25 protein-coding genes are annotated in these 26,547 nt (G+C 60.5%); 11 read left to right on the forward strand and 14 right to left on the reverse strand.

Going from position 1 to position 26,547, the window contains the following annotated elements; translation table 11 throughout:
* Positions 1 to 7: 7 nt before the first annotated feature.
* The 6 genes from ACHPFG_RS07665 to ACHPFG_RS07690 form a co-directional block, all read right to left on the reverse strand.
* Entirely contained in the window at positions 8 to 304 is a 297-nt protein-coding gene (locus ACHPFG_RS07665) for a BufA1 family periplasmic bufferin-type metallophore (RefSeq protein ID WP_431701995.1), read from the reverse strand.
* Between the two features lie 251 nt (positions 305 to 555).
* Positions 556 to 1,257: an ABC transporter ATP-binding protein gene (locus ACHPFG_RS07670; protein WP_017844798.1), complete on the reverse strand. Its 702-nt coding sequence runs from the start codon at positions 1,255 to 1,257 to the stop codon at positions 556 to 558.
* Position 1,258: 1 nt separating this feature from the next.
* A complete protein-coding gene (gene livG / locus ACHPFG_RS07675; protein ID WP_012722652.1) occupies positions 1,259 to 2,026 on the reverse strand; it encodes a high-affinity branched-chain amino acid ABC transporter ATP-binding protein LivG in 768 nt (255 codons plus the stop codon).
* A complete protein-coding gene (locus ACHPFG_RS07680; RefSeq protein WP_431701996.1) occupies positions 2,023 to 3,276 on the reverse strand; it encodes a high-affinity branched-chain amino acid ABC transporter permease LivM in 1,254 nt (417 codons plus the stop codon). Before ACHPFG_RS07680 ends, livG begins: the two co-directional genes overlap by 4 nt.
* Positions 3,273 to 4,196, reverse strand: a complete 924-nt coding sequence (livH, locus tag ACHPFG_RS07685; RefSeq protein ID WP_003172375.1) for a high-affinity branched-chain amino acid ABC transporter permease LivH — start codon at positions 4,194 to 4,196, stop codon at positions 3,273 to 3,275. Before livH ends, ACHPFG_RS07680 begins: the two co-directional genes overlap by 4 nt.
* A 229-nt stretch (positions 4,197 to 4,425) precedes the next feature.
* Positions 4,426 to 5,553: a branched-chain amino acid ABC transporter substrate-binding protein gene (locus tag ACHPFG_RS07690; RefSeq protein WP_090408372.1), complete on the reverse strand. Its 1,128-nt coding sequence runs from the start codon at positions 5,551 to 5,553 to the stop codon at positions 4,426 to 4,428.
* Positions 5,554 to 5,906: 353 nt separating this feature from the next.
* Between ACHPFG_RS07690 and ACHPFG_RS07695 the strand changes: the two genes are divergently transcribed.
* Positions 5,907 to 6,209, forward strand: a complete 303-nt coding sequence (locus tag ACHPFG_RS07695; protein WP_184744420.1) for a DUF2288 domain-containing protein — start codon at positions 5,907 to 5,909, stop codon at positions 6,207 to 6,209.
* 219 nt (positions 6,210 to 6,428) lie between these two features.
* Here the strand turns inward: ACHPFG_RS07695 and ACHPFG_RS07700 are convergent, their stop codons facing one another.
* Together ACHPFG_RS07700 and ACHPFG_RS07705 are read right to left on the reverse strand one after the other, a co-directional pair.
* Positions 6,429 to 8,606 (reverse strand): hypothetical protein, encoded by a 2,178-nt coding sequence (locus tag ACHPFG_RS07700; RefSeq protein WP_431701997.1) that lies wholly within the window; start codon positions 8,604 to 8,606, stop codon positions 6,429 to 6,431.
* 493 nt (positions 8,607 to 9,099) lie between these two features.
* Positions 9,100 to 9,465, reverse strand: a complete 366-nt coding sequence (locus ACHPFG_RS07705; protein WP_431701998.1) for a YkgJ family cysteine cluster protein — start codon at positions 9,463 to 9,465, stop codon at positions 9,100 to 9,102.
* 251 nt (positions 9,466 to 9,716) lie between these two features.
* Between ACHPFG_RS07705 and ACHPFG_RS07710 the strand changes: the two genes are divergently transcribed.
* A complete protein-coding gene (locus ACHPFG_RS07710) occupies positions 9,717 to 11,063 on the forward strand; it encodes a spinster family MFS transporter (protein ID WP_145334980.1) in 1,347 nt (448 codons plus the stop codon).
* Between the two features lie 180 nt (positions 11,064 to 11,243).
* Here ACHPFG_RS07710 and rapA read toward each other — a convergent pair whose 3' ends face one another.
* Complete coding sequence (gene rapA / locus ACHPFG_RS07715) at positions 11,244 to 14,090, reverse strand: RNA polymerase-associated protein RapA (protein WP_431701999.1); 2,847 nt, start codon at positions 14,088 to 14,090, stop codon at positions 11,244 to 11,246.
* Positions 14,091 to 14,308: 218 nt separating this feature from the next.
* Here rapA and ACHPFG_RS07720 point away from each other — a divergent pair, with 218 nt between their 5' ends.
* The gene (locus ACHPFG_RS07720; protein WP_065926412.1) at positions 14,309 to 14,650 is read left to right on the forward strand and encodes an aspartate-semialdehyde dehydrogenase; all 342 of its coding nucleotides are present in this window, start codon (positions 14,309 to 14,311) and stop codon (positions 14,648 to 14,650) included.
* On the opposite strand, the gene ACHPFG_RS07725 is transcribed toward ACHPFG_RS07720, so the two are convergent.
* The 3 genes from ACHPFG_RS07725 to ACHPFG_RS07735 all read right to left on the reverse strand — a co-directional run bounded on the left by ACHPFG_RS07725 (position 14,647) and on the right by ACHPFG_RS07735 (position 17,259).
* Positions 14,647 to 15,828, reverse strand: a complete 1,182-nt coding sequence (locus tag ACHPFG_RS07725; RefSeq protein ID WP_431702000.1) for an aminotransferase class V-fold PLP-dependent enzyme — start codon at positions 15,826 to 15,828, stop codon at positions 14,647 to 14,649. The two genes, ACHPFG_RS07720 and ACHPFG_RS07725, sit on opposite strands and share 4 nt — an antisense overlap.
* Positions 15,825 to 16,295, reverse strand: a complete 471-nt coding sequence (locus tag ACHPFG_RS07730) for a RidA family protein (protein WP_431702001.1) — start codon at positions 16,293 to 16,295, stop codon at positions 15,825 to 15,827. Before ACHPFG_RS07730 ends, ACHPFG_RS07725 begins: the two co-directional genes overlap by 4 nt.
* Positions 16,296 to 16,386: 91 nt before the next feature.
* The gene (locus tag ACHPFG_RS07735; protein ID WP_431702002.1) at positions 16,387 to 17,259 is read right to left on the reverse strand and encodes a LysR substrate-binding domain-containing protein; all 873 of its coding nucleotides are present in this window, start codon (positions 17,257 to 17,259) and stop codon (positions 16,387 to 16,389) included.
* On the opposite strand from ACHPFG_RS07735, the gene ACHPFG_RS07740 reads away from it, so the two are divergent.
* Positions 17,248 to 17,553, forward strand: a complete 306-nt coding sequence (locus tag ACHPFG_RS07740; protein ID WP_145334978.1) for a hypothetical protein — start codon at positions 17,248 to 17,250, stop codon at positions 17,551 to 17,553. The genes ACHPFG_RS07735 and ACHPFG_RS07740 overlap by 12 nt on opposite strands.
* 143 nt (positions 17,554 to 17,696) lie before the next feature.
* Positions 17,697 to 17,813: a cytochrome c oxidase subunit CcoM gene (ccoM, locus tag ACHPFG_RS07745; protein ID WP_010563588.1), complete on the forward strand. Its 117-nt coding sequence runs from the start codon at positions 17,697 to 17,699 to the stop codon at positions 17,811 to 17,813.
* Positions 17,814 to 17,964: 151 nt separating this feature from the next.
* Here the strand turns inward: ccoM and ACHPFG_RS07750 are convergent, their stop codons facing one another.
* Together ACHPFG_RS07750 and ACHPFG_RS07755 are read right to left on the reverse strand one after the other, a co-directional pair.
* Entirely contained in the window at positions 17,965 to 19,440 is a 1,476-nt protein-coding gene (locus ACHPFG_RS07750) for an inorganic phosphate transporter (protein ID WP_131697187.1), read from the reverse strand.
* 312 nt (positions 19,441 to 19,752) lie between these two features.
* Positions 19,753 to 19,953: a hypothetical protein gene (locus ACHPFG_RS07755; RefSeq protein ID WP_181285158.1), complete on the reverse strand. Its 201-nt coding sequence runs from the start codon at positions 19,951 to 19,953 to the stop codon at positions 19,753 to 19,755.
* Positions 19,954 to 20,512: 559 nt separating this feature from the next.
* Between ACHPFG_RS07755 and pcaR the strand changes: the two genes are divergently transcribed.
* The 6 genes from pcaR (at position 20,513) to pcaH (ending at position 26,546) form a co-directional block, all read left to right on the forward strand.
* Complete coding sequence (pcaR, locus tag ACHPFG_RS07760) at positions 20,513 to 21,355, forward strand: pca regulon transcriptional regulator PcaR (RefSeq protein ID WP_431702003.1); 843 nt, start codon at positions 20,513 to 20,515, stop codon at positions 21,353 to 21,355.
* Between the two features lie 145 nt (positions 21,356 to 21,500).
* Positions 21,501 to 22,841, forward strand: coding sequence for an MFS transporter (locus tag ACHPFG_RS07765; RefSeq protein WP_431702004.1), 1,341 nt, complete (start codon positions 21,501 to 21,503; stop codon positions 22,839 to 22,841).
* A 147-nt stretch (positions 22,842 to 22,988) separates the two neighbouring features.
* Complete coding sequence (locus ACHPFG_RS07770; RefSeq protein WP_145334974.1) at positions 22,989 to 23,846, forward strand: CoA transferase subunit A; 858 nt, start codon at positions 22,989 to 22,991, stop codon at positions 23,844 to 23,846.
* Positions 23,846 to 24,625, forward strand: coding sequence for a CoA-transferase subunit beta (locus ACHPFG_RS07775; RefSeq protein ID WP_053137056.1), 780 nt, complete (start codon positions 23,846 to 23,848; stop codon positions 24,623 to 24,625). Before ACHPFG_RS07770 ends, ACHPFG_RS07775 begins: the two co-directional genes overlap by 1 nt.
* Entirely contained in the window at positions 24,622 to 25,824 is a 1,203-nt protein-coding gene (pcaF, locus tag ACHPFG_RS07780; protein WP_431703451.1) for a 3-oxoadipyl-CoA thiolase, read from the forward strand. The genes ACHPFG_RS07775 and pcaF overlap by 4 nt, the downstream gene beginning before the upstream one ends.
* A gap of 17 nt (positions 25,825 to 25,841) precedes the next feature.
* Positions 25,842 to 26,546, forward strand: a complete 705-nt coding sequence (pcaH, locus tag ACHPFG_RS07785) for a protocatechuate 3,4-dioxygenase subunit beta (protein ID WP_027604405.1) — start codon at positions 25,842 to 25,844, stop codon at positions 26,544 to 26,546.
* The last annotated feature ends 1 nt before the right edge of the window (position 26,547 follow it).

The following is a 26,547-nucleotide window of genomic DNA, read 5'->3' on the forward strand; positions in this document are numbered from 1 at the left end:
CAGGGTTTCAGGACTTGCCGGTGAAGGCGGCTTCCTGGCCGAAACCGGTCGGCGAGGTGGAGCTTGGGGTTTGGGTGCAGGTGCCGGCCGGGACCAGTTTCCAGGCGTTGGCCTGATCCTTGGTTTTCGAGGTGCCGGCGCAGGACGTGCCGGCACCTGCGGCGCAATCGTTCTTGCCGGCTTCAGCGACGCCGAAGCACTTCTGCATGTCGTCGGCAGCGTGGGCGGTGGTGGTCAGGGCGGACAGGCTCAAGGCCGAACTCAGGGCGAAGACGAGGCTAGCGGCGGACAGTTTGGTCGTCATGGTGGATCTCCAGCAGTAGGTTGAGGAGCGGGCTTGAATGCCTGCTTGCACCACTAGAGGCGGGAGGGGGATGTTCGTTACAAGCTCAGACTAAATAATTTCAAACAATGGAAAAAAATGTGGGAGGGGGCTTGCTCCCGATGGCAGGGTGTCAGGCACAGAGCATGTGACTGATGTACCGCCATCGGGGGCAAGTCGAATCGTCGCACCGCCCCTCCCACATTAGATCCGGTTTATTCAGCAACCGTCTCTTAGCCGCCCAGGTACGCCTCACGCACCTTCGGATCGGTCAGCAACTGCTCGCCAGTGCCCTGCATCACCACCCGGCCGTTTTCCAGCACGTAGGCGCGGTCGGCGATTTTCAGCGCCTGGTTGGCGTTCTGCTCCACGAGGAACACCGTTACACCGTCCTTGCGCAGCTGTTCGATGATGTCGAAGATCTGCTGGATGATGATCGGTGCCAGGCCCAGGGACGGTTCGTCCAACAGCAACAGCTTGGGCTTGCTCATCAGCGCCCTGCCGATGGCGAGCATTTGCTGCTCGCCGCCGGACATGGTGCCGCCGCGCTGGCTGAAGCGCTCCTTGAGACGAGGGAACAGGTGCAGCACCTTGTCCATCTGCTCCTGGTAGTCGCCCTTGTCGGTGAAGAACCCGCCCATGGCCAGGTTTTCCTCCACGGTCAGGCGTGAGAACACCCGGCGGCCTTCCGGAACCACGGCAATGCTCTTGCGCATGATGTGCGACGACTGCTGGCCCACCAGCTCTTCACCCATGTAGCGGATGCTGCCGCTGTGGGCCTGCGGCGAGCCGCACAAGGTCATCAGCAAGGTCGACTTGCCGGCGCCGTTGGCGCCGATCAGCGTGACGATCTCACCCTGGCGCACTTCCACGTTGACGCTGTGCAAGGCCTGGATCTTGCCGTAGAAAGTGGAAACGTTTTCGAATTGCAGCATTTTACGCTTCCCCCAGATAGGCTTTGATCACTTCAGGATTGTCGCGGATCTGCTCCGGCGTCCCGTCCGCCAGCGGCGTGCCCTGGTTGATCACCACGATATGGTCGGAAATGCTCATGACCAGTTTCATGTCGTGTTCGATCAACAGCACCGTGGCGTTGTTTTCCTCACGCAACACGCCGATCAGCGCCTTGAGGTCTTCGGTTTCCTTGGGGTTCAGGCCGGCGGCCGGTTCGTCGAGCATCAGGATCCGCGGGCGGGTCATCATGCAGCGGGCGATTTCCAGGCGACGTTGCTGACCATAGGCCAGGGTGCCGGCGGGGCGGTTGGCGAACTCGGTGAGGTTGACCTTGTCCAGCCAGTACTCCGCATATTCCATGGCCTCGCGCTCGCTCTTGCGAAACGCCGGGGTCTTGAACAGGCCTGCAAAGAAGTTGGTGTTCAGGTGACGATGCTGGGCGATCAGCAGGTTCTCGACCGCCGTCATGTCCTTGAACAACCGCACGTTCTGGAAGGTCCGCACCACGCCCTTGCGAGCGATTTCGTGACCGGCCAGGCCCTGGATCGGCTGGCCGTCCAGCAGGATGCTGCCACCGCTCGGTTTGTAGAAACCGGTGAGGCAGTTGAACACCGTGGTCTTGCCGGCGCCGTTGGGGCCGATCAGTGCAACCACCTGTTTCTCTTTCACGGTCAGGGCCACGCCGTTGACCGCCAGCAAACCGCCGAAGCGCATGCTCAAGTTTTCGACTTTCAGGATCTCGCGGCTCATTTGCGCAGCTCCATGTGTGGACGTTGCATGGGCAGCAGGCCTTGAGGTCGCCAGATCATCATCAGCACCATCATGGCGCCGAACATCAACATGCGGTATTCGCTGAACTCACGCATCATTTCCGGCAGCAGGATCATCACGATCGCCGCCAGGATCACGCCCAGTTGCGAGCCCATGCCGCCCAATACCACGATGGCGAGGATGATCGCCGACTCGATAAAGGTGAACGACTCCGGGGTCACCAGGCCTTGGCGAGCGGCGAAGAAGCTGCCGGCAAAACCGGCGAACGCGGCACCCAGGGTAAAGGCGGAGAGTTTGATGATGGTCGGGTTCAGGCCCAGGGCACGGCAGGCGATTTCATCTTCGCGCAACGCTTCCCAGGCACGGCCGATGGGCATGCGCAGCAAGCGGTTGATCACGAACAGTGCCGCCAGCGCCAGCAACAGCGCCACCAGGTACAGGAACACCACTTTGCTCACCGGGTTGTAGTCGATCCCGAAGTACTCGTGGAACGTCTGCATGCCTTCGGCAGCGGTGCGGTCGAACGACAGCCCGAAGAACGTCGGCTTGGGGATGCTGCTGATGCCGTTGGGGCCACCGGTGATGTCGGTCAGGTTACGCAGGAACAGACGGATGATTTCACCGAAGCCCAGGGTCACGATGGCCAGGTAGTCACCGCGCAGGCGCAACACCGGGAAGCCCAGCAGGAAGCCGAACGTGGCCGCCGCCATGCCGGCCAGCGGCAGGCAGATCCAGAAGCTCCAGCCCAGGTAGTGCGAGAGCAGCGCATAGGTGTAGGCGCCCACGGCGTAGAAGCCTACATAACCCAGGTCGAGCAGGCCGGCGAGGCCCACCACGATGTTCAGGCCCAGGCCCAGCAACACGTAGATCAGGATCAGGGTGGCGATGTCGACCGCACCGCGCGAGCCGAAGAACGGCCAGATCAGCGCGGCCACGATCAGGCCGATGATGATGTAGCGCTGGGTGCGCGGCAGGGTCAGGAATTGGCTGATCTTGGGCGAGACCAACGGGCCACGGTTGCGCTTGAACAGAGCGCCGACCTGCTGGGTGAACAGCACGCGCAGGAACATCAGCACCGAACACAGGGCGATGATGGTCAGGGTCACGGGACCGGTGCCATGCACTTCCAGGTTGATGCCGACAATGCTCAGCTTGAGGCCGAGTACCGGGAAGGCCACTGCCCACACCAGCAAGGCGCTGAAAAACGCCGATTTAAGATATCTGCTCATACTTTCTCAACCTCCGGACGGCCCAGGATGCCGGTCGGACGGAACAACAGCACCAGGACCAACAGGCCGAACGCCACGACGTCCTTGTATTGGTCGCCGAAAATATCGGCACCAAACGCCTCGGCCACCCCCAGCACCAGACCGCCGAGCATCGCGCCCGGAATACTGCCGATGCCGCCCAATACCGCTGCGGTAAAGGCCTTGAGGCCTACCAGGAAACCGGCGTTGGGGTTGATCACGCCGTACTGCATGCTCAGCAGTACCGCTGCGACGGCTGCCAGTGCGGCACCGATCACGAAGGTCAGGGCGATGATGTTGTTGGTGTTGATACCCAACAGGTTGGCCATCTTGATGTCTTCGGCGCAGGCCCGGCAGGCGCGCCCCAGACGGGAGCGGGAGATGAACAGCGTCAGGCCCAGCATGGCCACCAGGGTGACGACGAAGACCAGGATCTGCATGTAGGAAATCAGCACTTCTTCCGCACCACCCGGGCCGAAGGAGAAGCTCCCCGGGATCAGGTTGGGGATGGATTTATCCTTGGAGTCCTGGGACAGCAATACGGTGTTCTGCAGGAAAATCGACATGCCGATGGCGGAAATCAGCGGGATCAAACGGTTGCTGCCACGCAAGGGACGGTAGGCAACGCGCTCGATACTGTAGCCATAGGCACTGGTTACGACGATCGACGCCAGGAACGCGGCGGTCATCAACAGCGGCAGGGAGTGGATACCCATCATGGCCAGCCCGGCAAGGGCGATAAAGGCCACGTAGGAACCAATCATGTACACCTCGCCATGGGCGAAGTTAATCATTCCAATGATGCCGTAAACCATTGTGTAGCCAATGGCTATCAAGGCATAGGTGCTGCCAATGGTCAGGCCATTAACCAGCTGTTGGAAAAAATGATAGATCTCAGGCATTACAGCGCTCCTAAAAACCCGATACGCATTTCACTGGTGGAGTCATGTTCCGGCCCCGTGCTGTGTTCTGTGAGCACATTTGCACAAAGCGTTTGCCAGCGAACCGCTGGTGACGGTTTTAAGATTTTCAGGTGAGCCAGCGCCCGGATCGCGGGTGACAGGCCCATAAACCTCGTAAAACAAAGCCCACTGCTCTCACAGTGGGCTTGTTGGACCAGTAAAGCCTGGCTTACTGAGGGGAAACTTCGGTTTTTGGTTTGCCGAAGTGCCATTCGTAGACCACGAACTTGAAGTCCTTCAGGTCGCCCTTGGCGTCGAAGCTCAGCTCGCCGGTAGGGGTCTTGAAGGTGCCCGCGTGGATGGCGGCAGCCACTTTGGCGGTGTCTTCGCTCTTGGCAGCAGTAATGCCGCCGGCGATGACTTCAATGGCCGAGTAGGCCGGGAACACGAACGGACCGGTTGGGTCCTGCTTGTTCTTGGCGAACTCGTCAACGATGGCTTTGTTGGCCGGGTCGGTATCGAAGGATTTAGGCAAGGTCACCAGCAGGCCTTCGGAAGCACCCTGGGCGATTTGCGAGATGGAATCGTTGCCGACGCCCTCTGGACCCATGAACTTGGCGTTCAGGCCTTTTTCCTTGGACTGGCGCAGGATCAGGCCCAGCTCCGGATGGTAGCCGCCGTAGTAGACGAAGTCGACGTTGGCTTGCTTGAGCTTCTGGATGATCGAGGAGAAGTCTTTGTCGCCGGCGTTCAGGCCTTCGAAGACGGCAACCTTCACGCCTTTCTTCTCGAGGGTCTGTTTGACGGCGGTGGCGATACCTTCACCGTATTGCTGCTTGTCGTGAAGGACGGCAACGATTTTCGGCTTCACGTGGTCGGCGATGTAGTTGCCGGCCGCTGGGCCCTGGGCGCTGTCCAGGCCGATGGTGCGGAAGATCAGCTTGTAGCCACGGGCGGTGATTTCCGGGCTGGTGGCCGCCGGGGTAATCATGATTACGCCTTCGTCTTCATAGATATCGGACGCTGGCTGAGTGGAGCTGGAGCAGAGGTGACCGACCACGAACTTGACGCCGTCGTTGACCACTTTGTTGGCAACGGCCACGGCTTGTTTAGGATCACAGGCGTCGTCGTATTCCTTGGCTTCGAGCATTTTGCCGTCGACGCCGCCCTTGGCGTTGATGTCGGCGATGGCCTGCTTGGCACCCATGAATTGCATGTCGCCGTATTGCGTTACAGGACCAGTCTTTGGACCGGCGATGCCGATCTTGATGGTGTCAGCTGCGAACGAATGGCCGGCAACCCCAGCCAGGACCATAGCGGCAAACAGTTTGGAAATCTGCTTAGTAGCCTTATTCATAGTGCTCCACTCTTACTGTTGTATTTTTTATAGTTCTAGCGGCCTTGTGAGCTGTAGAACCGGATCAGATATCTCGGATATCCCCCGGCAGTGCCCTGGCAACTGTACCGGTACAGTGTAGAGCGCCGGTTGATCGCTTGAAAAGCTGGCTGCTGGGGGCAAAACCCGGGTGTGTCGCTTAAATGAAAGAAAAAGACAGAATTGCGGCGGGGTGATGCCAGAGTATCGGGCAATCCTTGGCTTTCCTGACACTTTCTATCGATGACTCATTTGCAACTGGGTTTTTCTACCTGGCTTTTTATAGGAAAGGCACGACGTTATGATTGCGCCGATTTTTTCTCAGGTGAACTCCCATGACGCAAGAACCTAGCACCCTCTATGCCAAGCTGCTCGGTGAAACCGCCGAAATTTCCTGGAAGGAGCTTGAACCGTTCTTTGCCAAGGGTGCCCTATTGTGGGTCGATACTGATCTGGATTTGATCGAGGCCGCAGAGGCAATGGCCGAAGACAACCGCGATAAAGTCGCTGCCTGGCTGGCTTCCGGCAGTCTGGGCGAAGTGTCTGCGACGCGGGCATTGGACTTGGTGGAGCGTGATCCTAGCTTGTGGGCAGTGGTGGTTTCGCCCTGGATACTGATCCAGGAAAGGGCGTCGTAAGAAATTTATGCACTAAAGACGTGCGTGTTTTTTGCTCGGCGAAGTGTGTAGTGGAGTAACCGCCGACGCAGTAATGGCATCTTGCCGTGGAGAAAGATCACAGCACGAAGGTGACGTGCACGTCACGGGAACAGTTTTGCGCGGGTCGAAAGGTTGTGGGAATTGTTTCCGGGTGTTAAGGGACCGTGGCGAGGGAGCAATCTCCCTCGCCATAAACGCTTACGCGGTCTTGCCGGTATGGTTATTCAACGAAATAACCTTGGTCTTGCCAATGCGATGACGGTAAATCTCGCGCAGGTACTTGATCGCCTTCTTCACGCAATCCCGTGACAGGCGAATGTCATTGATCGACACGAACTTCTCTTTGTCGTTGATCAACTCGCGGTACTTCTTCTCATACATCGGCTTGATCGCGTACCAATTGGTATCGAGGATCTTCGCCGGGTTTTCAAACTCGTTGAGCAGTTCGTCGATGCGGTCTTCGTCGAAGTCCTCGTGGATGATGAAATCCAGGATCGAGTTATCCAGCGTGTCGTCGAAGCGATACGGGTTGCGCGCGAAGCACCGCTTGATGAAGGCCACGATCAGCGTCAGGAAGTCATCCGACAGGCACGGGCTCTTGGCGATCAGGGTGGTCAGCGACAGGTTGGCCGACGCGCCGATCACCAGGGCATAGCGCTTGAGGGTGGTGTTGGGGAACAGGCTGTTGAGGTGGGTCTTGAGCCGGTTCAGGTCCATGTAGGACAGCTTGTAGTCCTTGGGCAGCGAAACGATGGACACCACCGACGAGCAGTTCTTGAAGAAGTGCAGGTCGTGCAGCGCCGCCGCGTCGTAGCCTGAGTTCTTGTACTGCTCCAGGGACGCCCTGTAGCGCTTGGACTCGATCGGCAACAGGCTGATGCCTTCGATGGCCTGGGTGACCTTGTTGAAGTGCGGCAGGTCGATGGAGCGGAAGAACAGGTCGTCGATGTTCAGGCGCTGGGGCTCTTTCTCGAAGACTTTGAATTTGTCATTCGACGGTACCGGGGTTTCCGGTACAACGGATTCGGCGTAGGCAATCGCCACCGGCCCGGCCAGGCTCATGAACAGGTCATTGGCGTCCAGGCGGATGGTTTCGCCGATGTCGATGCCGGCGCGACGGAAGTAGTTCTGGTCGTAGTCGGTGGTCACGGCCTGGGCGGTGAGGATGTTGAAGATTTGCTGGGAGATGTACTGGTTGGCGTGTTTTTCCATGGCATTGACGTCAATGTTCTGGATATTGCCGTCATCGCTCTCTTCGGCGTAACGCATGATGTCGTTGGAGATCAGCATCATCGCGTTCCACGGGCGGATACGCCCCTTCACGCTGGCTTCGCTGCTGTCTTCATTGTCGAAGTTGTACGAGAAGTCCCATTCTTCCGAAAGGTATTTGCACAGCAAGCGTCCGGCGTTGATGTGCAGTGCCTCGGACATTTCGCTGCGGTGGTCGGAGATGTTCGGCAGCACACAAATGCCGCTGGTGAAGATCGGCTCGAAGACGAAAGCGTGGCCGCTCTTGCTGTCGTGCTCGTCGGCGGGCTTGGTGTCGAACGTCTTGTTCATGTACGAATGCTGCTGCGCCAGGCCGAATTCCGAGGCCATGCCTGAACCGGTACCGCCGCCGGCGCTGAAGATCGAGAAGTACAGGCGCGACTGATTGGCCTTGATGCCGCAGGAATCGATCAGGTACGAATGGATCATCTTCCAGTCGGGGCTGGAAAAGCGCTGGGTGTCTTTGTTGAGGATGATCTTGGCCAGGTACTGGCCGAGGATCGGCGCGTTACCGGCGCCACCGGCATGGACTTCGGAGAGGTCCATGATTTTCATCTTGCTGTAGTCGCGCAGAAAGCCGCTTTTTTCGCCCTTGCGCGAGAAACGGATACGCCCGGCGATGTCCTTGTCCAGGTCGCCCAGCATCACCAGCGGTTCTACCAGGAACACCGGCTTGCTGGCCTTGCCGCCGCCCAGGCGCAGGTTGTTGCGAATCCACTGGGCCGGGCTGTAGCCCTTATCCAAGGATTTATCTTCAGTGCTGAATTCGTTGAGGTAGAACTTGCGCGCGTTGTACACCAACTCCGCTACGTCCAGCGCGATGTTCGAACCGCAGCGGCCCAGGCCGATCAGGCAGACCGAGGGGAATTCCTGCTCGCTGTGCTGCTCGCTGTCGCCTTCCAGGTGAGGCGGTCGCGGGAACACCATGTCGCGCAGGCCGTCGAGGTTATCGAGGATGCGGTCGGTATTGGTTTCGGTGAAGTACAGGTATTGCTGGGTGGCCAGCGGGCGTGCGGTGCTCAATGACTTTGAACCTGAGGGCTTTTCCGCAGGAGCTGGGAGCAACACATCGGATACCACGGTGCCAGAGTTATTTTTAGAAGTCATTGTGCGCCATGTGCCTGGGCGGATGGCTGAAAGCAGCAAATAGCCATCACGGAATGGGAGTTCGCGACTTTACAGTGCGTCCTTGTCCGGAACGATCAGGCTCACCCCAGTGTGCTCAGGAAAAACCTGGCCGGACTCTGATGAATCGGCCGTTCGTCGGCGATCTTTAGGTAAATGATGGCGAAATGCCAAAAATTCGACGTCAGCGAATTGGTCTGACGCTGGAGGTGGATCCGGAGCAGCCTGGGGAGAGCTCTTTAGACGGGTAGGTGTCCTTGGTCCCCGCCACGCAATTGAGTAATAAGTGCCCGTCTGCTGGGAGGTCGGTAAAAAAGGGCAGCCCCAGCCAATCCCTAGCATGTCCCGTCATAGCGTCACGTCACAGCCTACGGCGTTGACCTATGAGGTCGAGTATAGAAGCCCCGCGGGACTTTCCTGGGATAATGGCACTTTGCCCTGAATGATTTTGGCATGCCGTGCATAGCAATTAATGCTAAGCGCTGATGGGCAGTTCCAACTCGAACGGTGCTTGTAACGGCGGCAGGCCGAACGCAGCACGGGCCGCGTCGCAATCGACATTCTGCTCGCCCTGGCTCCAGGAGGCCTCGAATTCTCGGCAGGGGCTTGAGCGTTGCTCATAAATCGAGCAGCTCGTGCCTTTGCCGACTTCGCCTTCAAGGCTGCAGCAGCGCGCGGGCTTCTGGTCGGTACCGATCATCGCTACGCGGGTCGGATTGATCTGCACCACCAGGTCGTCGGGCACCGTGCCCCCCGATGAGGCGCACTCACCCCAGAAAAAAGACACACGGAAGTAGGAACAGCAGGCACCGCAACTCAGACACGGACTGGCTTCGGACATGGGCGTCATCGATAAGAAAAGTAGAGTGGGGTACTACTGGAAGGCTCGCCATTCTAATCGGGTCATGGCCGTTGGGAAGGGGGGCATGCACTTATATTTTTGTCGGCAAAGTCCCGTAGTGACGGGTGAAATCATGCCCTATCAGCTTTACGAATCATTACAGACAACCACGGCTCGCCTGACTATGTTGCAGGTTCCGGGCGGGATGCATCGGGCATCGCAGCTCTCATAACAATAAAAGAGACGGACCCATGCAGAACTCGACCCAAGCGGCGAATGCCTGGCGCATTCTGTTCCTGCTGTTCCTCGCCAACCTGTTCAACTTCTTCGACCGCACCATTCCGGCGATCATCATCGAGCCGATCCGCATGGAATGGCACCTGAGCGACTTCCAGCTCGGCATCATCGGCACCGCCTTTACCATCGTCTACGCCATTGCCGGCCTGCCGCTGGGGCGTCTGGCCGATACCGGCTCGCGCAGCAAGCTGATGGGCTGGGGCCTGTTCGCGTGGAGCGGGCTGACAGCGGTCAACGGCCTGGTTGGCAGTTTCTGGACGTTTTTGCTGGTGCGCATGGGCATCGGTATCGGTGAAGCCAGCTATGCGCCGGCTGCCAACTCGCTGATTGGCGACCTGTTCCCGGCACACCGTCGTGCCCGGGCCATGGGGATTTTCATGCTGGGCCTGCCTTTGGGCCTGTTGCTGGCGTTCTTCACTATCGGCTGGATGGTCAAGGCGTTCGACAGCTGGCGCGCGCCATTCTTTATCGCCGCCGTGCCGGGGCTGATCCTTGCGGTGTTCATGTTCTATATCAAGGAACCCAAGCGCGGCGCCGCCGAAGCCGTACAAGTCTCCCAGGAGCGCGTCGACCGCCCGATCCGCCGCGTGCTGGCCGTGCCGACCTTCCTGTGGTTGGTGCTGGCCGGGTTGTGCTTCAACTTCGCCACCTACGCGTGCAATTCATTCCTGGTGCCGATGTTGCAGCGCTATTTCCTCATGCCACTGCAGGACGCGGCGGTCGCCACTGGCGTCATCGTCGGGTTGACCGGTCTGGTGGGCCTGACCTTGGGTGGCTGGATTGCCGACAAGATCCATCAACGCGTTGCCAATGGCCGACTCCTGTTTGCGGCGTGCAGCCTGATCATCTCCACCGTCACCACCGCCTGGGCCTTGCATGCCGGGCGCATCGAGATCGGTGTGTTTGTGGCGCTGTTCAGTGTGGGCTGGTTGTTTGCGTATAACTTCTACACCTGTGTGTACACGGCGATCCAGGACGTGGTCGAGCCGCGCCTGCGGGCTACGGCGATGGCGTTGTTCTTTGCCGGCTTGTACTTGCTGGGCGGAGGCATGGGGCCGATTGTGGTGGGCGGGCTGTCCGACCATTTTGCCCATGCGGCGATGTATGCGGCGGGGGCGGAGCAGATGACTGAGGCTTACAAGGCAGTGGGCTTGCACGACGCCATGTACCTGATTCCGGTGGCGCTGTTCCTGACCATGTTGTTTCTGTTCCAGGCGTCACGCAGTTTTGTGCGTGATGCCAAGCGGATGAAGGAGGGATTGGTGGCTGTTGAGGTGCCGGCTGCGGCAGCGACGGCTTGAAACCACGGTGACTGTACCGGGGCAAGCTCCCTCCCACAGTTGACCGAGTTGTCATGTCGAGCACTGATCAATGTGGGAGGGGGCTTGCCCCCGATGAGGCCCGCAAAGCCAACGCTGTTCTCAAGTGAATAAAAAAGGCCCGCATTGCGCGGGCCTCTATTCAACAGGGCAGGGCGGTAATCAACCCGCTACCAATACCCGAATGGCTTCCAGTCGCAGCGCAGCCTTGTCGAGCATGGCCAGGCCTTGCTCGCGTTGGTTGCGCAGGGCGACCAACTCGCTGTCGCGTACGGTCGGGTTGACCGCTTGCAACGCGGTCAGGCGCGCCAGTTCTTCGTCGGTGTCTGCCGCCAGGCGACGTTTGGCTTCGGCCACACGTTCGGCGTGACGCGGCGTGATCTTCTCTTCACCGGCGTTGATCCGTGGTGTGAGTTGATCGCGCTGAGCCTGCACGAACTTGTTGGCGCTGGCCCGTGGCACGCTTTCCAGCTGGTCGTTCAAGGTTTCGAACGAGACGCGGCCGGACAGGTCGTTGCCATTGGCATCCAGCAGGCAGCGCAGCGCCGCCGGCGGCAGGTAGCGGCCCAATTGCAGCGCGCGCGGCGCGACCACTTCGCTGACGTAAAGCAGTTCCAGCAACACGGTGCCTGGCTTGAGCGCCTTGTTCTTGATCAGCGCCACGGCAGTGTTGCCCATGGAGCCGGACAGCACCAGGTCCATGCCGCCCTGCACCATCGGGTGTTCCCAGGTGATGAACTGCATGTCTTCACGGGACAGCGCCTGGTTACGGTCGTAGGTGATGGTCACGCCTTCGTCGTCGCCCAAGGGGAAGCTGGCGTCGAGCATCTTTTCGCTGGGCTTGAGGATCAGCGCGTTTTCCGAATGGTCTTCGCTGTCGATGCCAAAGGCGTCGAACAGGGTTTCCATGTAGATCGGCAGGGCGAACTGGTCGTCTTGCTCGAGGATGTCCTCCACCAGCGCATCGCCTTCACCGGCGCCGCCGGAGTTGAGCTCCAGCAAGCGGTCGCGGCCGGTGTGCAGTTCCTGTTCCAGGCGCTCGCGCTCGGCACGGGCCTCGTCGATCAGGGCTTGCCACTCGCTGTCGTCGGCATTTTCCAGCAGTGGCAGCAGGCGCGGGCCGAACTGATGCTGCAAGGCGTTGCCGGTCGGGCAGGTGTTGAGGAACGCGTTCAGCGCTTCGTGGTACCACTGGAACAGGCGTTGTTGCGGGCTGGTTTCCAGGTACGGCACGTGCAGTTCGATCACATGCTTCTGGCCGATCCGGTCCAGACGACCGATCCGCTGTTCCAGCAGGTCGGGGTGGGACGGCAGGTCGAACAGCACCAGGTGGTGGGAGAACTGGAAGTTGCGGCCTTCACTGCCGATTTCCGAGCAGATCAGCACCTGGGCGCCGAATTCTTCATCGGCGAAGTAAGCAGCGGCGCGGTCACGCTCGAGGATGTTCATGCCCTCGTGGAACACCGTGGCCGGGATGCCGGAGCGCACGCGCAGGGCGTCTTCCAGGTCCATGGCGGTTTCGGCGTGGGCGCAGATCACCAGGACCTTGGTGCGCTTGAGCATTTTCAACTGGTCAATCAGCCACTCGACGCGCGGGTCGAAGCGCCACCAGCGGTTTTCTTCCTCGACGTCCGGTTGCGACTGGAAGCTGACTTCCGGGTACAGCTCGGCGTGTTCGCCCAGGGGCAACTCGAGGTATTCGTCCGGGTTCGGCAGCGGGTAGGCGTGCAGCTTACGCTCCGGGAAGCCCTGCACGGCGGCACGGGTGTTACGGAACAGCACGCGGCCGGTGCCGTGGCGGTCGAGCAGTTCACGCACCAGGCGTGCGCTGGCTTCGGCGTCGCCATCGTTGACGGCGGTGAGCAGCGCTTCGCCTTCGTTGCCGAGGAAGCCCTGGATAGTCTTGTGCGCGGCGGGGGAGAGGCGGCCCTTGTCGAGCAGCTCCTGCACGGCTTCGGCCACCGGGCGATAGTTCTCGCTTTCGGCGCGGAAGGCGTGCAGGTCGTGGAAACGGTTGGGGTCCAGCAGGCGCAGGCGCGCGAAGTGGCTATCCTGGCCCAGTTGTTCCGGGGTGGCGGTGAGCAGCAACACGCCTGGGATGACCTCGGCGAGTTGTTCGACCAGGCTGTATTCCGGGCTGGCTTTGTCTTCATGCCACACCAAGTGGTGGGCTTCATCGACCACCATCAGGTCCCAGCCGGCGGCGAACAGCGCGTCCTGGGCTTTCTCATCGTCCACCAGCCATTCCAGCGCGACCAGGGCCAGTTGGGTGTCTTCGAACGGATTGGCGGCATCGCTTTCGATAAAGCGTTCTTCATCGAACAGCGCCACTTGCAGGTTGAAGCGGCGGCGCATTTCCACCAGCCACTGGTGCTGCAGGTTTTCCGGTACCAGGATCAGTACGCGGTTGGCACGGCCCGAGAGCAGTTGGCGATGGATCACCAGGCCGGCTTCGATGGTCTTGCCCAGGCCCACTTCGTCCGCCAGCAAAACCCGTGGCGCGATACGGTCAGCGACTTCACGGGCGATATGCAATTGGTGGGCAATAGGTTGCGCACGCACGCCACCCAGGCCCCACAGCGAGGATTGCAATTGGCGGCTGGTGTGTTCCAGGGTGTGATAGCGCAGCGAGAACCAGGCCAGCGGGTCGATCTGTCCGGCGAACAGACGGTCGCTGGCCAGGCGGAACTGGATAAAGTTGGAGAGCTGGGTTTCCGGCAGGGTGACCTGCTCGTTCTGCCCATTGAGGCCGTGGTAGACCAGCAGGCCGTCGACGTCGTCGACTTCCTGTACGGTCATTTTCCAGCCTTCGAAATGGGTGATGGAGTCACCCGGCGAGAACCTCACGCGGGTGAGGGGCGCATTCCGTAGCGCATACTGGCGGGTGTCGCCAGTGGCCGGATAGAGCACGGTCAATAAGCGGCCGTCCTGTGCCAGAACGGTGCCTAACCCCAGCTCTGCTTCGCTGTCACTAATCCAGCGTTGCCCCGGTTGATACTGCTGCGCCATGCTGCCTGACTCCCGCCGTGAAAAAGCCGACTATCTTAACGGAACAAGGCCCCACGCCCAAGGACTCTGACAAAAACTACGCCGTTTGAGTGGCCGGGTGAGTGCAGAATCGACGGGTGGCGGGCACTTGTGAGTGTCGACTGGGTCACAGGTTGACGAACCTGCGCTCAAGTCGCCACGCGGCCCGCCGACAGCCTGCTGACAGGAGAACAACTATTATGCTTCCACCTATGCTGCCCGTCAGCGTCGTACCGGTTACGTCGCAACTCGACCCGGTCCGCCAGAAACCGGATATTCCGCCCGTGGTCCCTGTGCAAGCGGGCTCCAACGAAAGCACCATCGACCTGAAAAAGGGCGATGCCGAGCAGTCGACCTTTTTGCTGCGCGAGGAACAACGCCGCCAGCAGGAACAGCAGAAACGCCGGCGCGAAGCCGATGAAGACCCGGATCAACACTTGGCGATCCCGGGCGACCTGCTCAATGCCGACAATACCGTACCGGTTGTGCCGCTGATCGAAGACGCGCCGCGCCAGGGCTTGTGGGTGGACGTGGAGGTTTAGCCCCGCAGTGCCCGCAGGGCCGTCATCAGCAACGCGATGTCGTCATCGTTGTTGAGCGGGCTGACGGAGATCCGCGCAATGCTGGTCAGGCCACGGGCCTGCATATCCAACGGGGTGTAGGCCACGCCGTTAGCGCCAATATTGATCCGCTTCAACCCCAATCGCCGTTTGAGCTCGAAGGCGTCCCAGCCGGCGAGGTTGAAGGCGATCAAGCCTGATTGAACCGTGCCCAGGTCATGCAGGGAAATACCCGGAATCTTACGCAATGCTTCGCGTATTCGCCTGCTGGTTTGCGTGACCCTTTCCCACACCCGCTCGATCCCCAATTGATTCATCTCCTGCAGCGCATTGCCCAAGCCCGCCAACAGGGCAAACGACGCCTCGCTGGTTTCAAAGCGCCGGGCGTCGCTGCGCAGGTCGAAACCGTCGGCGGTCCAGGGGGCGGAAAACACATCGCGTTGGGCCGGTTTCAAGTGCTGGAGGAAATCCGGCCGCACGTACAGCAGTGCCGTGCCCCGTGGCCCGCGCAGGTGCTTGCGACCGGCCGCTTTGAGCACATCGCACTGCAACGCCTGCACATCCACCGGCACCTGGCCGACGGCTTGGCCGGCATCGATAAAGTAGGCGATCCCATGACGCCTGGCCACTTCGCCGATGGCCTGGGCGGGGTTGATCAGGCCGCCGTTGGCGGGGAGCCAGGTGAGGTCGATCAGTTTTACGTTTGCATCGATCATGGCTTCCAATGCCACAGGGCAAACCGCGCCGGTAGCATCGCACGGGATGACCTCCACCCGCGCGCCGGCTTGCACCGCCAACTGCATGCTCGCCAGATTGCCGCCCCATTCGTGGTGCCCTACCAGAATGCGATCGCCCGGCTGCCAAGGGCCCAAGGCCTGGAACGCCATGCTCCAGGCAGTCGAGCCGCTGCTGGCAAAGGCAATCGACGGGGTGGGCGCGTTGAGCAACTGCGCGGCCGCGTGGCGGGCTTTTTCCACCAGCACGGCGCCATATTCGCCGGCTTCCATCGGGCCGTCACGGGCTTCGCGTTGCAGTTGGTCGATGATGGCGTCGAGGGTCGCCTGGCTTGGTAATGAGGCGCCGGCAGGGTTGAAGTGCACGATGCCCGACTGGCAGCCGGGTGTGCCATCGCGCAGGTGTTGCACTTCAAGCGGGCTCACGGTTGCAACTCGAAAATCGCGTCAACCTCCACCGCCACGCCGGCCGGCAGGCTGGAAACACCCACTGCCGTGCGCACATGACGGCCCTTTTCGCCGAGGGCATTCACCAGCAGGTTGGAGGCCCCATTGGCCACCGCGCCCTGGCGCTGGAAGTCGCCGCTGCTGGCGATAAACACCCCCAGGCGCAGTATGCGCACCAGGCGCGACAGGTCATCGCCCAGGGCATCGCTCAATTGCGCGAGCAAGCTCAATGCGGCCAGCTCCGCGGCCTGGACACCTTCTTCCTCGCTGAGGGATTCGCCCAGGCGGCCGACATAGGCGGGCTTGCCGTCTATCAGCGGGATTTGCCCGGAGATAAACAGCTGGTTCTGGCTGACCACATGGTTGATGTAGTTGGCAATCGGCTGGCTGGGGGACGGCAGCGTCAAGCCAAGGGCTTGCACGCGGTGGCTGAGGGAGTCGCTCATGGTGAATCCTCTTGGGTCTGGAGGTTTCAGCATGTGGGGCAGGGGGGATTGTCGACAAACGGATAGATCTCATGCGACGTATCGAAATAACTCACGCGTCGCGGCAGATCTCCTTCAACCACTCGCTGAAACAGCGCGCGGCGTCATTGGCAGTGTCTTGCGGTGCAATCAACCAGTAGCCTATTTCACTGTGATAGGGCGGCCAATCGAAGGCTTCCACCAGGCTGCCGTCATTGAGCCTGCGTTGGATCAGGCGGTGACGGCCCATGGCAATGCCCTGGCCGGCCACAGCGGCTTCGACCACGATGTTGTAGTCGTGGAGCATGACGCGAGGATGGTGCTTGAGGTCGACTTGATAATGCCGAGACCAATCCGTCCACTCAAAAGGCCGGTGCGAAGTCGCCATCAACAGCGCACCGTTGTGCAGGTGGCTGGCCTTGAATGCCGGGCTGCACACCGGTGAGATCACCTCCGGCATCAGCCGCGTGGCCTGCACGTCGGGCCAGTCGCCTTTGCCGTAGCGAATGGCCAGGTCGACTTCGGCACCTGCGACGTTGGCCAATTGAATCGCCGGCAGCAATTCCACCTGGATATGCGGATAGCGGTTGAGAAAACCGGCCAGGCGCGGCGCCAACCACAGGGTGGCAAAAGACGCCAGCAGGCCGACACGTAACACCGTGGCGCTGGGCAGCACCCGTTGGGCGCGGGTCGCGACGGCAATGGCGTCAAGGGCTGGACGGATTTCATCGTAGTACTGCTGGCCGTCTGCAGTCAGATCGATCGCACGGGTGCGTCGGATAAACAGCGGTTTACCCAGATGCTGTTCGAGCTTTTGCACCTGATGGCTCAGGGCGCTCTGGGTCACGGACAATTCCTGCGCGGCCTTGATAAAACTCAAGTGCCGGGCCACGGCTTCAAAGGCGCGCAGGGCCAGCAACGGCGGAAGATCCTTATGCAGTGCCACCTGAATGCGCTTCCTGGAGGGGTGAAAAGTGCCGATTTTGGGCGACGGCCTGCCATTTGTCGCGGGTTGATTTGCCGTCGGGCGCAGGAGTCCGCATTATTGAGCCTTACTCGCCACGACGTAAGCCAAGCCATGAGTGATGACGACAAGCTGATCGACCTGAACGCCGAACGCGCCAAGCGGGTGCATGACCTGAATGACAAGCGCCTGAATGAAGTGCGCCAGGCGTTTGAACAGGCGATGCCTTTAGGTAAAGCCAAGAAAAAATCAAAGAACAAACCCAAAAAGCGTTAAAACGGCCTGCATCTATTGATGCAGGTCAGTTATTACCCTGCTTTACGCCCCGTCGCGGGCAACATTGATCCCTGTCAATTTTTCAATCCGCCTTCTCCATTAACTTAGCCCTATCGCAACAAGGCAAGTGCAGGAGGCCGGTCATGTTTATCGACAATGTGGTATTCGCCGGAGTGCTGACTGTAGGCCTCATGGTGCTGTTTTTTGTAGGGTTTGGATTTTTTATCTGGAAAGACGCGAACAAGCGTAAAAAACCTTAGGTCTTTCCGGATTACATGAGCACGCAAGGCATTTTGGGCGACTTCGGTCGCCTTTTTTTTTGCCTGGTATTTAATGATGTCGGTTAATTCATATCCATAAAAAAAGGTGCGGTCCTCACAGAGGCCGCACCTTTTTTTCAGCGTCTGGCTATCAGTTGCCCAGTGCCTTGGAGGCCAGCCAGAACAAGCCGGCCGAGAGGCCTACGGTCGCAGGCAGCGTCAACACCCAAGCCATCAGGATGGTCTTGACCGTGCCACCTTGCAGGCCGCTCTTGTTGGCAACCATGGTGCCCGCAACGCCGGAAGACAGTACGTGGGTCGTGGAGACCGGCAGGGCGAAGATATTGGCAAAGCCAATCATCGTGGCGGTGGTGATCTGTGCCGACATGCCCTGGGCATAGGTCATGCCCTGCTTGCCGATCTTCTCACCGATAGTCAGTACCACACGCTTCCAACCCACCATGGTGCCCAGGCCCAGGGCCAGTGCGACCGCGAGGATCACCCAGAATGGCGCGTACTCGGTGGTGGCGGTCAGGTCTTTGCGCAGCTTGTCGAGGTCGGACTTCTCACGCGCTTCCAGGCCCGGCAGCTTGCCGACTTTTTTCGCGGTGTCGTCCAGGCACAGCAGGTAGCGGCGTACTTCGATACGCTGATCGGAGGTCAACGAATGGTAGTCGGAGACACCCTTCAATGTACTCACGAGTGCGTTGATGGTGGGCTCGGTCTGCTGCGGATTGCACTGGAATTTGCCCGGCAGATCGTCCTTCACGCTTTTACCCAGGGCCAGGAATTCGCCAAGCGTATCGTTGTTACGCTGGTAGAACTGGCTCAAATGCACGGTCGCATCGCGGGTACGCTCGATCTGGTAGGTGGTGCTGCCCAGGTCAAGTACGAACTGCGCCGGCACGATACCGATCAACACCAGCATGATCAGGCCGATGCCTTTCTGGCCATCGTTGGAGCCGTGCACGAAACTCACGGCCATGGCCGAAATCACCAGGACCAGGCGGTTCCAGAACGGCGGGTGCTTCTTGTCATCAAGCTTGCGGCGCTGGTCCGGGGTCTTGTGCATCTTTGACAGCGGACGCCACCATTTCAGGCCGAGCAGCACCAGGGCTGCGACCAGGAAGCCGGCCATCGGCGAGAACACCAGGGATGCGCCGATATCGACGGCCTTCTGCCAGTTCACACCGTCAGCCAGGGGGATGTCGTTGATCAGGGCGTTGGCCAGGCCGACACCGAGGATTGAGCCGATCAGGGTGTGGGAGCTGGAGGCGGGGATACCGAAGTACCAGGTGCCCAGGTTCCAGGTGATCGCCGCAGCTAACAACGAGAAGACCATGGCCAAACCATGGCCGGTGTTCACATTGATCAGCAACTCCACGGGCAGCAAGTGCACGATGGCGTAGGCGACACCGACACCGCCGAGCAACACGCCGAGGAAATTGAACACCCCGGAGAAGAACACGGCCAGATGCGGCGGCATGGCTTTCGTATAGATGACTGTGGCCACCGCGTTAGCGGTGTCATGAAAGCCATTGATGAACTCGAAGGCGAGGACAAAGGCCAGGGCGAGCAACAGGCTCACGAGAACCCAAGCATCCAGTCCGCTGAATAAATCGATCATGAAGGTTTTCTGACCCGGTCGTAAGGGGGCGCGATTATGCCAGAAAACCTCGGTAATCGATGCACTAGCTGCTCATCGGTAACAAACTTCATCGAATCGCCACGGGCGAAAGCTGGCGATCCCAGGGTTTTCGGGCCTTTGGCAAGTCTTTGATTTATAAAGCGCAGGGCTGAAAAGACAGGGTTTTGTCACCAAATCGTCATGCCTGAAACATTTGTATGAAATTTTACAGGTGATCGTGAGATTGAGGTCGACTGGAAGCTGGCTAAGTGACAGCGTTCCAGCCAGGACCCTGGGCTCAACCCGAAGCGCTTATGGCTCTTCGGCTTTGAGTTCCTGTTCAATCTTTTGGATTTCCTGGGCAAATGCCTGGTCGAGCAGGCTTGCTCGCTTGCGCCATGGTTTGCGTTCAGGTTCAGGTTGGGCGGCGTAGGTGGTGATTTCTCCGCCGTAAACATCCTTGTAACGTTGCTCCTGGCGCTCAAGTTCCGCGCGCAGTTCATCTTTCGTCACATTGTTACCTAATTGAGTTGAGTGTAAATACGTAGCAGCGTTAATGCCTGAATGCCGCCTCGGGCCGTTCCAAATTGAACCCATGAAGTGTTCAAGTTTGAAATAGAAACGAGAGGCCACTGTTGTGGCAGTCATTCCAGGCAGGTAATTGCGACCGTCCATGCACGGCCTGTGCATGGTTTGGCGAGCTCCTGCCCCGATATGAAACCGGGTTGACCTCCGCACAGGGTGCATTATAGCGGCGCATTTGAATAACACTATCGGCATAAAGTTAAAAAGCGTCACCTTTGTGTGAGTGTTTTGTTACGCGGACGCGTCGGTATTTGCTGAAAGTCTGGCGTCATAAATACAACAAGGGATCCCGCTATTAAATGACCGGCTTTATTATCCGATGGCATGAATGGGAGGTCGACTTCAGGCGAGGTGCAAAATTGCGATAATCGCATGGTTGTCCGATAATCGCCCAATGTTGCTGGGCTTGCCTTGTGCATCACGGCCGGCCCGGCTTGTAATAGCAGCCCAATCCCCTGCGGTTGACAATAAGAGAAAGGAACCTGGCATGAACGATCAATTGCGCAACTCTTTCGCGTCAGTGGCGCCGCCGATCGTTGCCTCGCCGGCCAAGCGTATCCAGGCGTTTACCGGTGACCCGGACTTCATGACCTCGCTGGCCCGCGGCCTGGCCGTGGTGCAGGCGTTCCAGGAGCGCAAGCGCCATCTGACCATCGCCCAGATCAGCCACCGCACCGAAATCCCCCGCGCCGCCGTACGCCGCTGCCTGCATACCCTGATCAAACTCGGCTACGCCACCACCGATGGGCGCTCCTATTCATTGCTGCCCAAAGTCCTGACCCTGGGCCACGCCTACCTGTCATCCACGCCGTTGGCGGTGTCGGCCCAGCCGTACCTGGACCGCATGAGCGAGCAACTGCACGAAGCCTGCAACATGGCCACCCTCGAAGGCGACGACATCCTCTACATCGCCCGTTCGGCCACCACCCAGCGCCTGATTTCCGTGGACCTGTCGGTGGGCGGACGGTTGCCGGCCTATTGCACCTCCATGGGCCGCATCCTGCTCGCGGCATTGGATGACGCTTCGCTGCAGGACTATCTCGATCACGCCGACCTGCAAACCAAGACCAGCCGCACCCTGACCACCCCCGAAGCCTTGTTCGAGTGCCTGCAACAGGTGCGGCAGCAGGGCTGGTGCATTGTCGACCAGGAACTGGAACAGGGCCTGCGCTCCATCGCCGTGCCGGTGTATGACGCGTCGGGCCAGGTGCTGGCGGCGCTCAATGTCAGCACCCACGCGGGACGGGTCAGCCGCAGCGAACTGGAGCAGCGTTTCCTGCCGAGCATGCTCAGCGCCAGCCGTGAGTTGAGTGCGCAGTTGTTTGCCTAAGGTGTTCGGTGACCGCACAGATCCCCGCTTGATGAATTGACGATGTTTCCCCCGGCTTATTACTGTGCGGCAGCGCTCTTGAGGGCGCCCCAATAATAATGACGGCCCCAGGCCGTTGGCCCGCCATCGGTGTGGAATAAGAATAATGAATCAGCCTTCTGTCGGTACCACCCTGGACGTGCAGTCCTTTATTAACACCCAGCCACTGTCCCGTTATCAGTGGCGCGTGGTGATCCTGTGTTTCCTCATCGTTTTCCTCGATGGCCTCGACACCGCCGCCATGGGTTTTATCGCACCCGCGCTGTCCCAGGACTGGGGCATCGACCGCGCCAGCCTTGGCCCGGTGATGAGCGCCGCATTGATCGGCATGGTGTTCGGCGCCCTGGGTTCCGGGCCGCTGGCCGACCGCTTCGGCCGTAAAGTGGTGCTGGTGGGCGCCGTGCTGGTGTTTGGCGCGTTCAGCCTGGCCTCGGCCTACAGCAGCAATGTCGATCAGTTGCTGGTGCTGCGCTTCCTCACCGGGCTGGGCCTGGGCGCCGGTATGCCGAACGCCACGACCCTGCTGTCCGAATACACCCCCGAGCGTCACAAATCGCTGCTGGTGACCAGCATGTTCTGTGGTTTCAACCTGGGCATGGCCGGTGGCGGGTTTATCTCGGCCAAGCTGATCCCCGCGTTCGGCTGGCATAGCCTGCTGCTGATTGGCGGCATCCTGCCATTGATCCTCGCCTTGGTACTGCTGGTGTGGCTGCCGGAGTCGGCACGTTACCTGGTGGTGCGCAACCGCGGCACCGACAAGGTGCGCAAAACCCTGTCGCCGATCGAACCTTCTATTGTTGCCCAGGCCACCGCCTTCAGCGTGCCCGAACAAAAAACCGTCAAGGCGCGCAACGTGTTCGCGGTGATCTTTTCCGGCACCTACAGCGCGGGCACCTTGTTGTTGTGGCTGACTTACTTCATGGGTCTGGTGATCGTGTACCTGCTGACCAGTTGGTTGCCGACCCTGATGCGCGACAGCGGCGCCAGCATGGAGCAGGCCGCCTTCATCGGGGCGTTGTTCCAGTTTGGTGGCGTATTGAGCGCCGTCGGCGTGGGATGGGCGATGGACCGGTTCAATCCCCACAAGGTCATCGGCACCTTCTACCTGCTGGCCGGGGTGTTTGCCTACGCAGTAGGGCAGAGCCTGGGCAATATCACCCTATTGGCCACCTTGGTGCTGGTCGCCGGGATGTGCGTCAACGGTGCGCAATCGGCGATGCCGTCCCTGGCCGCGCGCTTCTACCCGACCCAAGGCCGCGCCACCGGCGTGTCGTGGATGCTTGGCATCGGCCGTTTCGGCGCGATCCTCGGCGCGTGGATGGGCGCCACCTTGCTCGGCCTGGGCTGGAACTTCGAGCAGGTGCTCACCGCCCTGGTGATTCCGGCCGCTCTGGCCACTGCTGCCGTTGTCATCAAGGGCATGGTCAGCCATGCGGATGCCACCTGAGATCAATCGATAGCCTGCCAACAATCCGTTCGATAATCGAACGCTGAGTCGATTATCGGATTGTTTGGCCCATTTCCCCGGCTTAATCTTCAAGCACTTCGGCGCCACCTCAGCGCCTTTTTCGATCCATACCGGGAGCCCAACCCCATGGCTGAAATTCTCACCCTGCGTGATGCGGTCAAGCGCTTCGTGAACGACGGCGATACCGTTGCCCTCGAAGGCTTTACCCACCTGATCCCTACGGCCGCAGGTCATGAAATCATTCGTCAGGGCAAGAAAGACCTGACGCTGGTGCGTATGACGCCTGACTTGATCTACGACCAGTTGATCGGCGCAGGGTGTGCGCGCAAGCTGATTTTCTCCTGGGGCGGTAACCCGGGTGTGGGTTCCCTGCATCGCCTGCGTGACGCGGTCGAAAAGCAATGGCCGCAACCGTTGGAAATCGAAGAGCACAGCCACGCCGACTTGGCCAATGCCTACGTCGCCGGCGCATCCGGCCTGCCCTTCGCGGTGCTGCGCGCCTACGCCGGTTCCGACTTGCCCAAGGTCAACCCGCTGATCAAGACCGTGACCTGCCCGTTCACCGGTGAAGTGCTGGCAGCGGTGCCGTCGGTGCGTCCGGACGTCACCGTGATCCACGCGCAAAAGGCTGATCGCAAGGGCAACGTGCTGCTCTGGGGCATTCTTGGCGTGCAGAAGGAAGCGGCCCTGGCGGCCAAGCGCTGCATCGTCACCGTGGAAGAAATCGTCGATGACCTGAACGCGCCGATGAACAGCTGCGTGCTGCCGACCTGGGCCCTGACTGCGGTGTGCCATGTACCCGGTGGCGCACATCCGTCCTACGCCCACGGCTACAACGAGCGAGACAACCGCTTCTACCAGGCGTGGGACCCAATCGCCCGCGACCGTGGGACCTTTACCGCCTGGATGGATGAATACATCCACGGCACTGCCGATTTCAGTGAATTCCAGGCCAAGCTGACCACACAGCAGGAGGCCAAGTAATGGCTTACTCCACCAATGAAATGATGACCGTCGCCGCCGCGCGCCGCCTCAAGAACGGCTCGGTCTGCTTTGTGGGCATCGGCCTGCCGTCCAAGGCCGCCAACCTGGCACGCCTGACCTCATCGCCAGATGTGGTGCTGATCTACGAGTCCGGCCCGATTGGCGCCAAGCCCAACGTATTGCCTCTGTCGATCGGTGATGGCGAACTGGCGGAAACCGCCGACACCGTGGTGCCGACTGGTGAGATCTTTCGCTACTGGCTGCAAGGCGGGCGTATCGACGTGGGCTTCCTCGGTGCCGCGCAAGTCGACCGCTTCGGCAACATCAACACCACCGTGGTCGGTGATTATCACCAACCCAAGGTGCGCCTGCCGGGCGCCGGTGGCGCGCCTGAAATCGCCGGCTCGGCGAAGAGCGTGCTGATCATCCTCAAGCAGTCGTCCCGTTCGTTTGTCGACAAACTGGACTTCATCACCTCGGTCGGCCACGGCGAAGGCGGCGATTCGCGCAAACGCCTGGGTCTGCCGGGTGCCGGTCCTGTCGGAATTATTACCGACCTGTGCATCATGGAGCCGGAAGAGGGCACCCATGAATTCGTGGTCACCGCCCTCCATCCGGGCGTGACCCGCGAGCAAGTCGTAGCGGCCACCGGTTGGGCGATTCGCTTTGCCGACCAGGTCAGCACCACCGCCGAGCCTACCGAGGTGGAACTGACTGCCCTGCGTGATCTCGAAGCACGCACGGCCGCCGCCCATGGCCAAGCACCGGGAGAAGCCTGATGCGCGAGGTATTTATCTGCGATGCCATTCGCACGCCCATCGGCCGCTTTGGCGGCGGCCTGTCCACCGTGCGTGCCGATGACCTGGCGGCCTTGCCGATCAAGGCGCTGATCGAGCGCAACCCGTCGGTGGACTGGTCGGCCGTTGACGAGGTGTTCCTCGGCTGCGCCAACCAGGCCGGTGAAGACAACCGCAACGTCGCCCGCATGGCGCTGTTGCTGGCCGGCCTGCCGGAGAGCATTCCGGGCGTGACCCTCAACCGTTTGTGCGCCTCGGGCATGGATGCGATCGGCACCGCCTTTCGCGCTATCGCCAGTGGCGAAATGGAGCTGACGATTGCCGGTGGCGTCGAGTCGATGTCCCGTGCGCCGTTCGTGATGGGCAAGGCTGATGCGGCGTTTTCGCGCAACATGAAGCTGGAAGACACCACCATCGGCTGGCGTTTTATCAACCCGTTGATGAAGGCCCAGTACGGCGTGGATGCCATGCCGCAGACCGCCGATAACGTTGCCGACGACTACCAGGTTTCACGCGCTGACCAGGACGCCTTCGCCCTGCGCAGCCAGCAACGCACCGCCGCCGCTCAGGCGGCCGGGTTCTTCGCTGAAGAAATCGTACCGGTACGGGTCGCCCATAAAAAAGGCGAAACCGTGGTGGAGCACGATGAGCACCCCAGGGACACCACCCTGGACGCCCTGGCCAAACTCAAGCCGGTAAACGGCCCGGACAAAACCGTCACCGCCGGCAATGCCTCGGGTGTGAATGACGGCGCGGCCGCGCTGATCCTGGCGTCTGCCGACGCGGTGAAAAAACACGGCCTGACTGCCCGCGCTCGCGTATTGGGCATGGCCAGCGCCGGTGTCGCGCCACGGGTGATGGGCATCGGCCCGGTGCCGGCGGTGCGCAAGCTGGTGGAACGCCTGGGCCTGGCCGTCACTGACTTCGATGTGATCGAACTCAACGAAGCCTTCGCCAGCCAAGGCCTGGCGGTGCTGCGTGAACTGGGCATTGCCGACGACGCACCCCAGGTCAACCCGAACGGTGGCGCCATTGCGCTTGGCCATCCCTTGGGCATGAGCGGTGCGCGTCTGGTACTGACGGCCCTGCATCAGTTGGAAAAAACCGGCGGCCGTAAAGGCCTGGCGACCATGTGCGTGGGCGTCGGCCAAGGCCTGGCCCTGGCGATTGAACGCATCTAATAAGAGAGGACTGCTCCATGAGTGACAAGCCCGGTTACCGGCGCCCGCAAGCGGGCACTCAACCTGATTACCTGCACCCGGCCTACCAGTCGACGAACCTGCGTTCGCCGTCCCAGCCGTTGGTGTTCCTGCCCCATTCCTTGTCGGAAATCACCGGCCCGACCATCGGTGCCGAGCGAGTCAGCGAGAAGGACAACGACCTCACCGCCCAACACGACGGCGAGCCCCTGGGTGAACGCATCATCATTCATGGCCGCGTGCTGGATGAAAACGGCCTGCCGGTGCCGGGCATCCTCGTGGAGATCTGGCAGGCCAACGCCGCCGGTCGCTACAACCACAAGCGTGACCTGCACGATGCGCCGCTGGACCCGAACTTCACCGGCACCGGGCGCACCGTCACCGACGCCGATGGCTGGTACCAGTTCCAGACCATCAAGCCTGGGGCCTACCCATGGGGCAACCACCACAACGCGTGGCGCCCGGCGCATATCCACTTTTCACTGTTCGGCCCAAGCGTGCTGACGCGCCTGGTGACGCAGATGTATTTCCCTGGCGACCCGCTGCTGGAATACGACCCGATCTACAACTGCGTACCGGATACCAGCGCCAAGGAACGCCTGATCGCCCGTTTCGATCTGGAAAAGACCATTCCTTCTTATGCCCTCGGCTACCGCTGGGACATCGTCCTGCGCGGCCGCGACGCCACGCCGATGGAGAAATGAG

The organism is Pseudomonas sp. BR20 (assembly GCF_050780135.1).
Lineage (GTDB): Bacteria > Pseudomonadota > Gammaproteobacteria > Pseudomonadales > Pseudomonadaceae > Aquipseudomonas.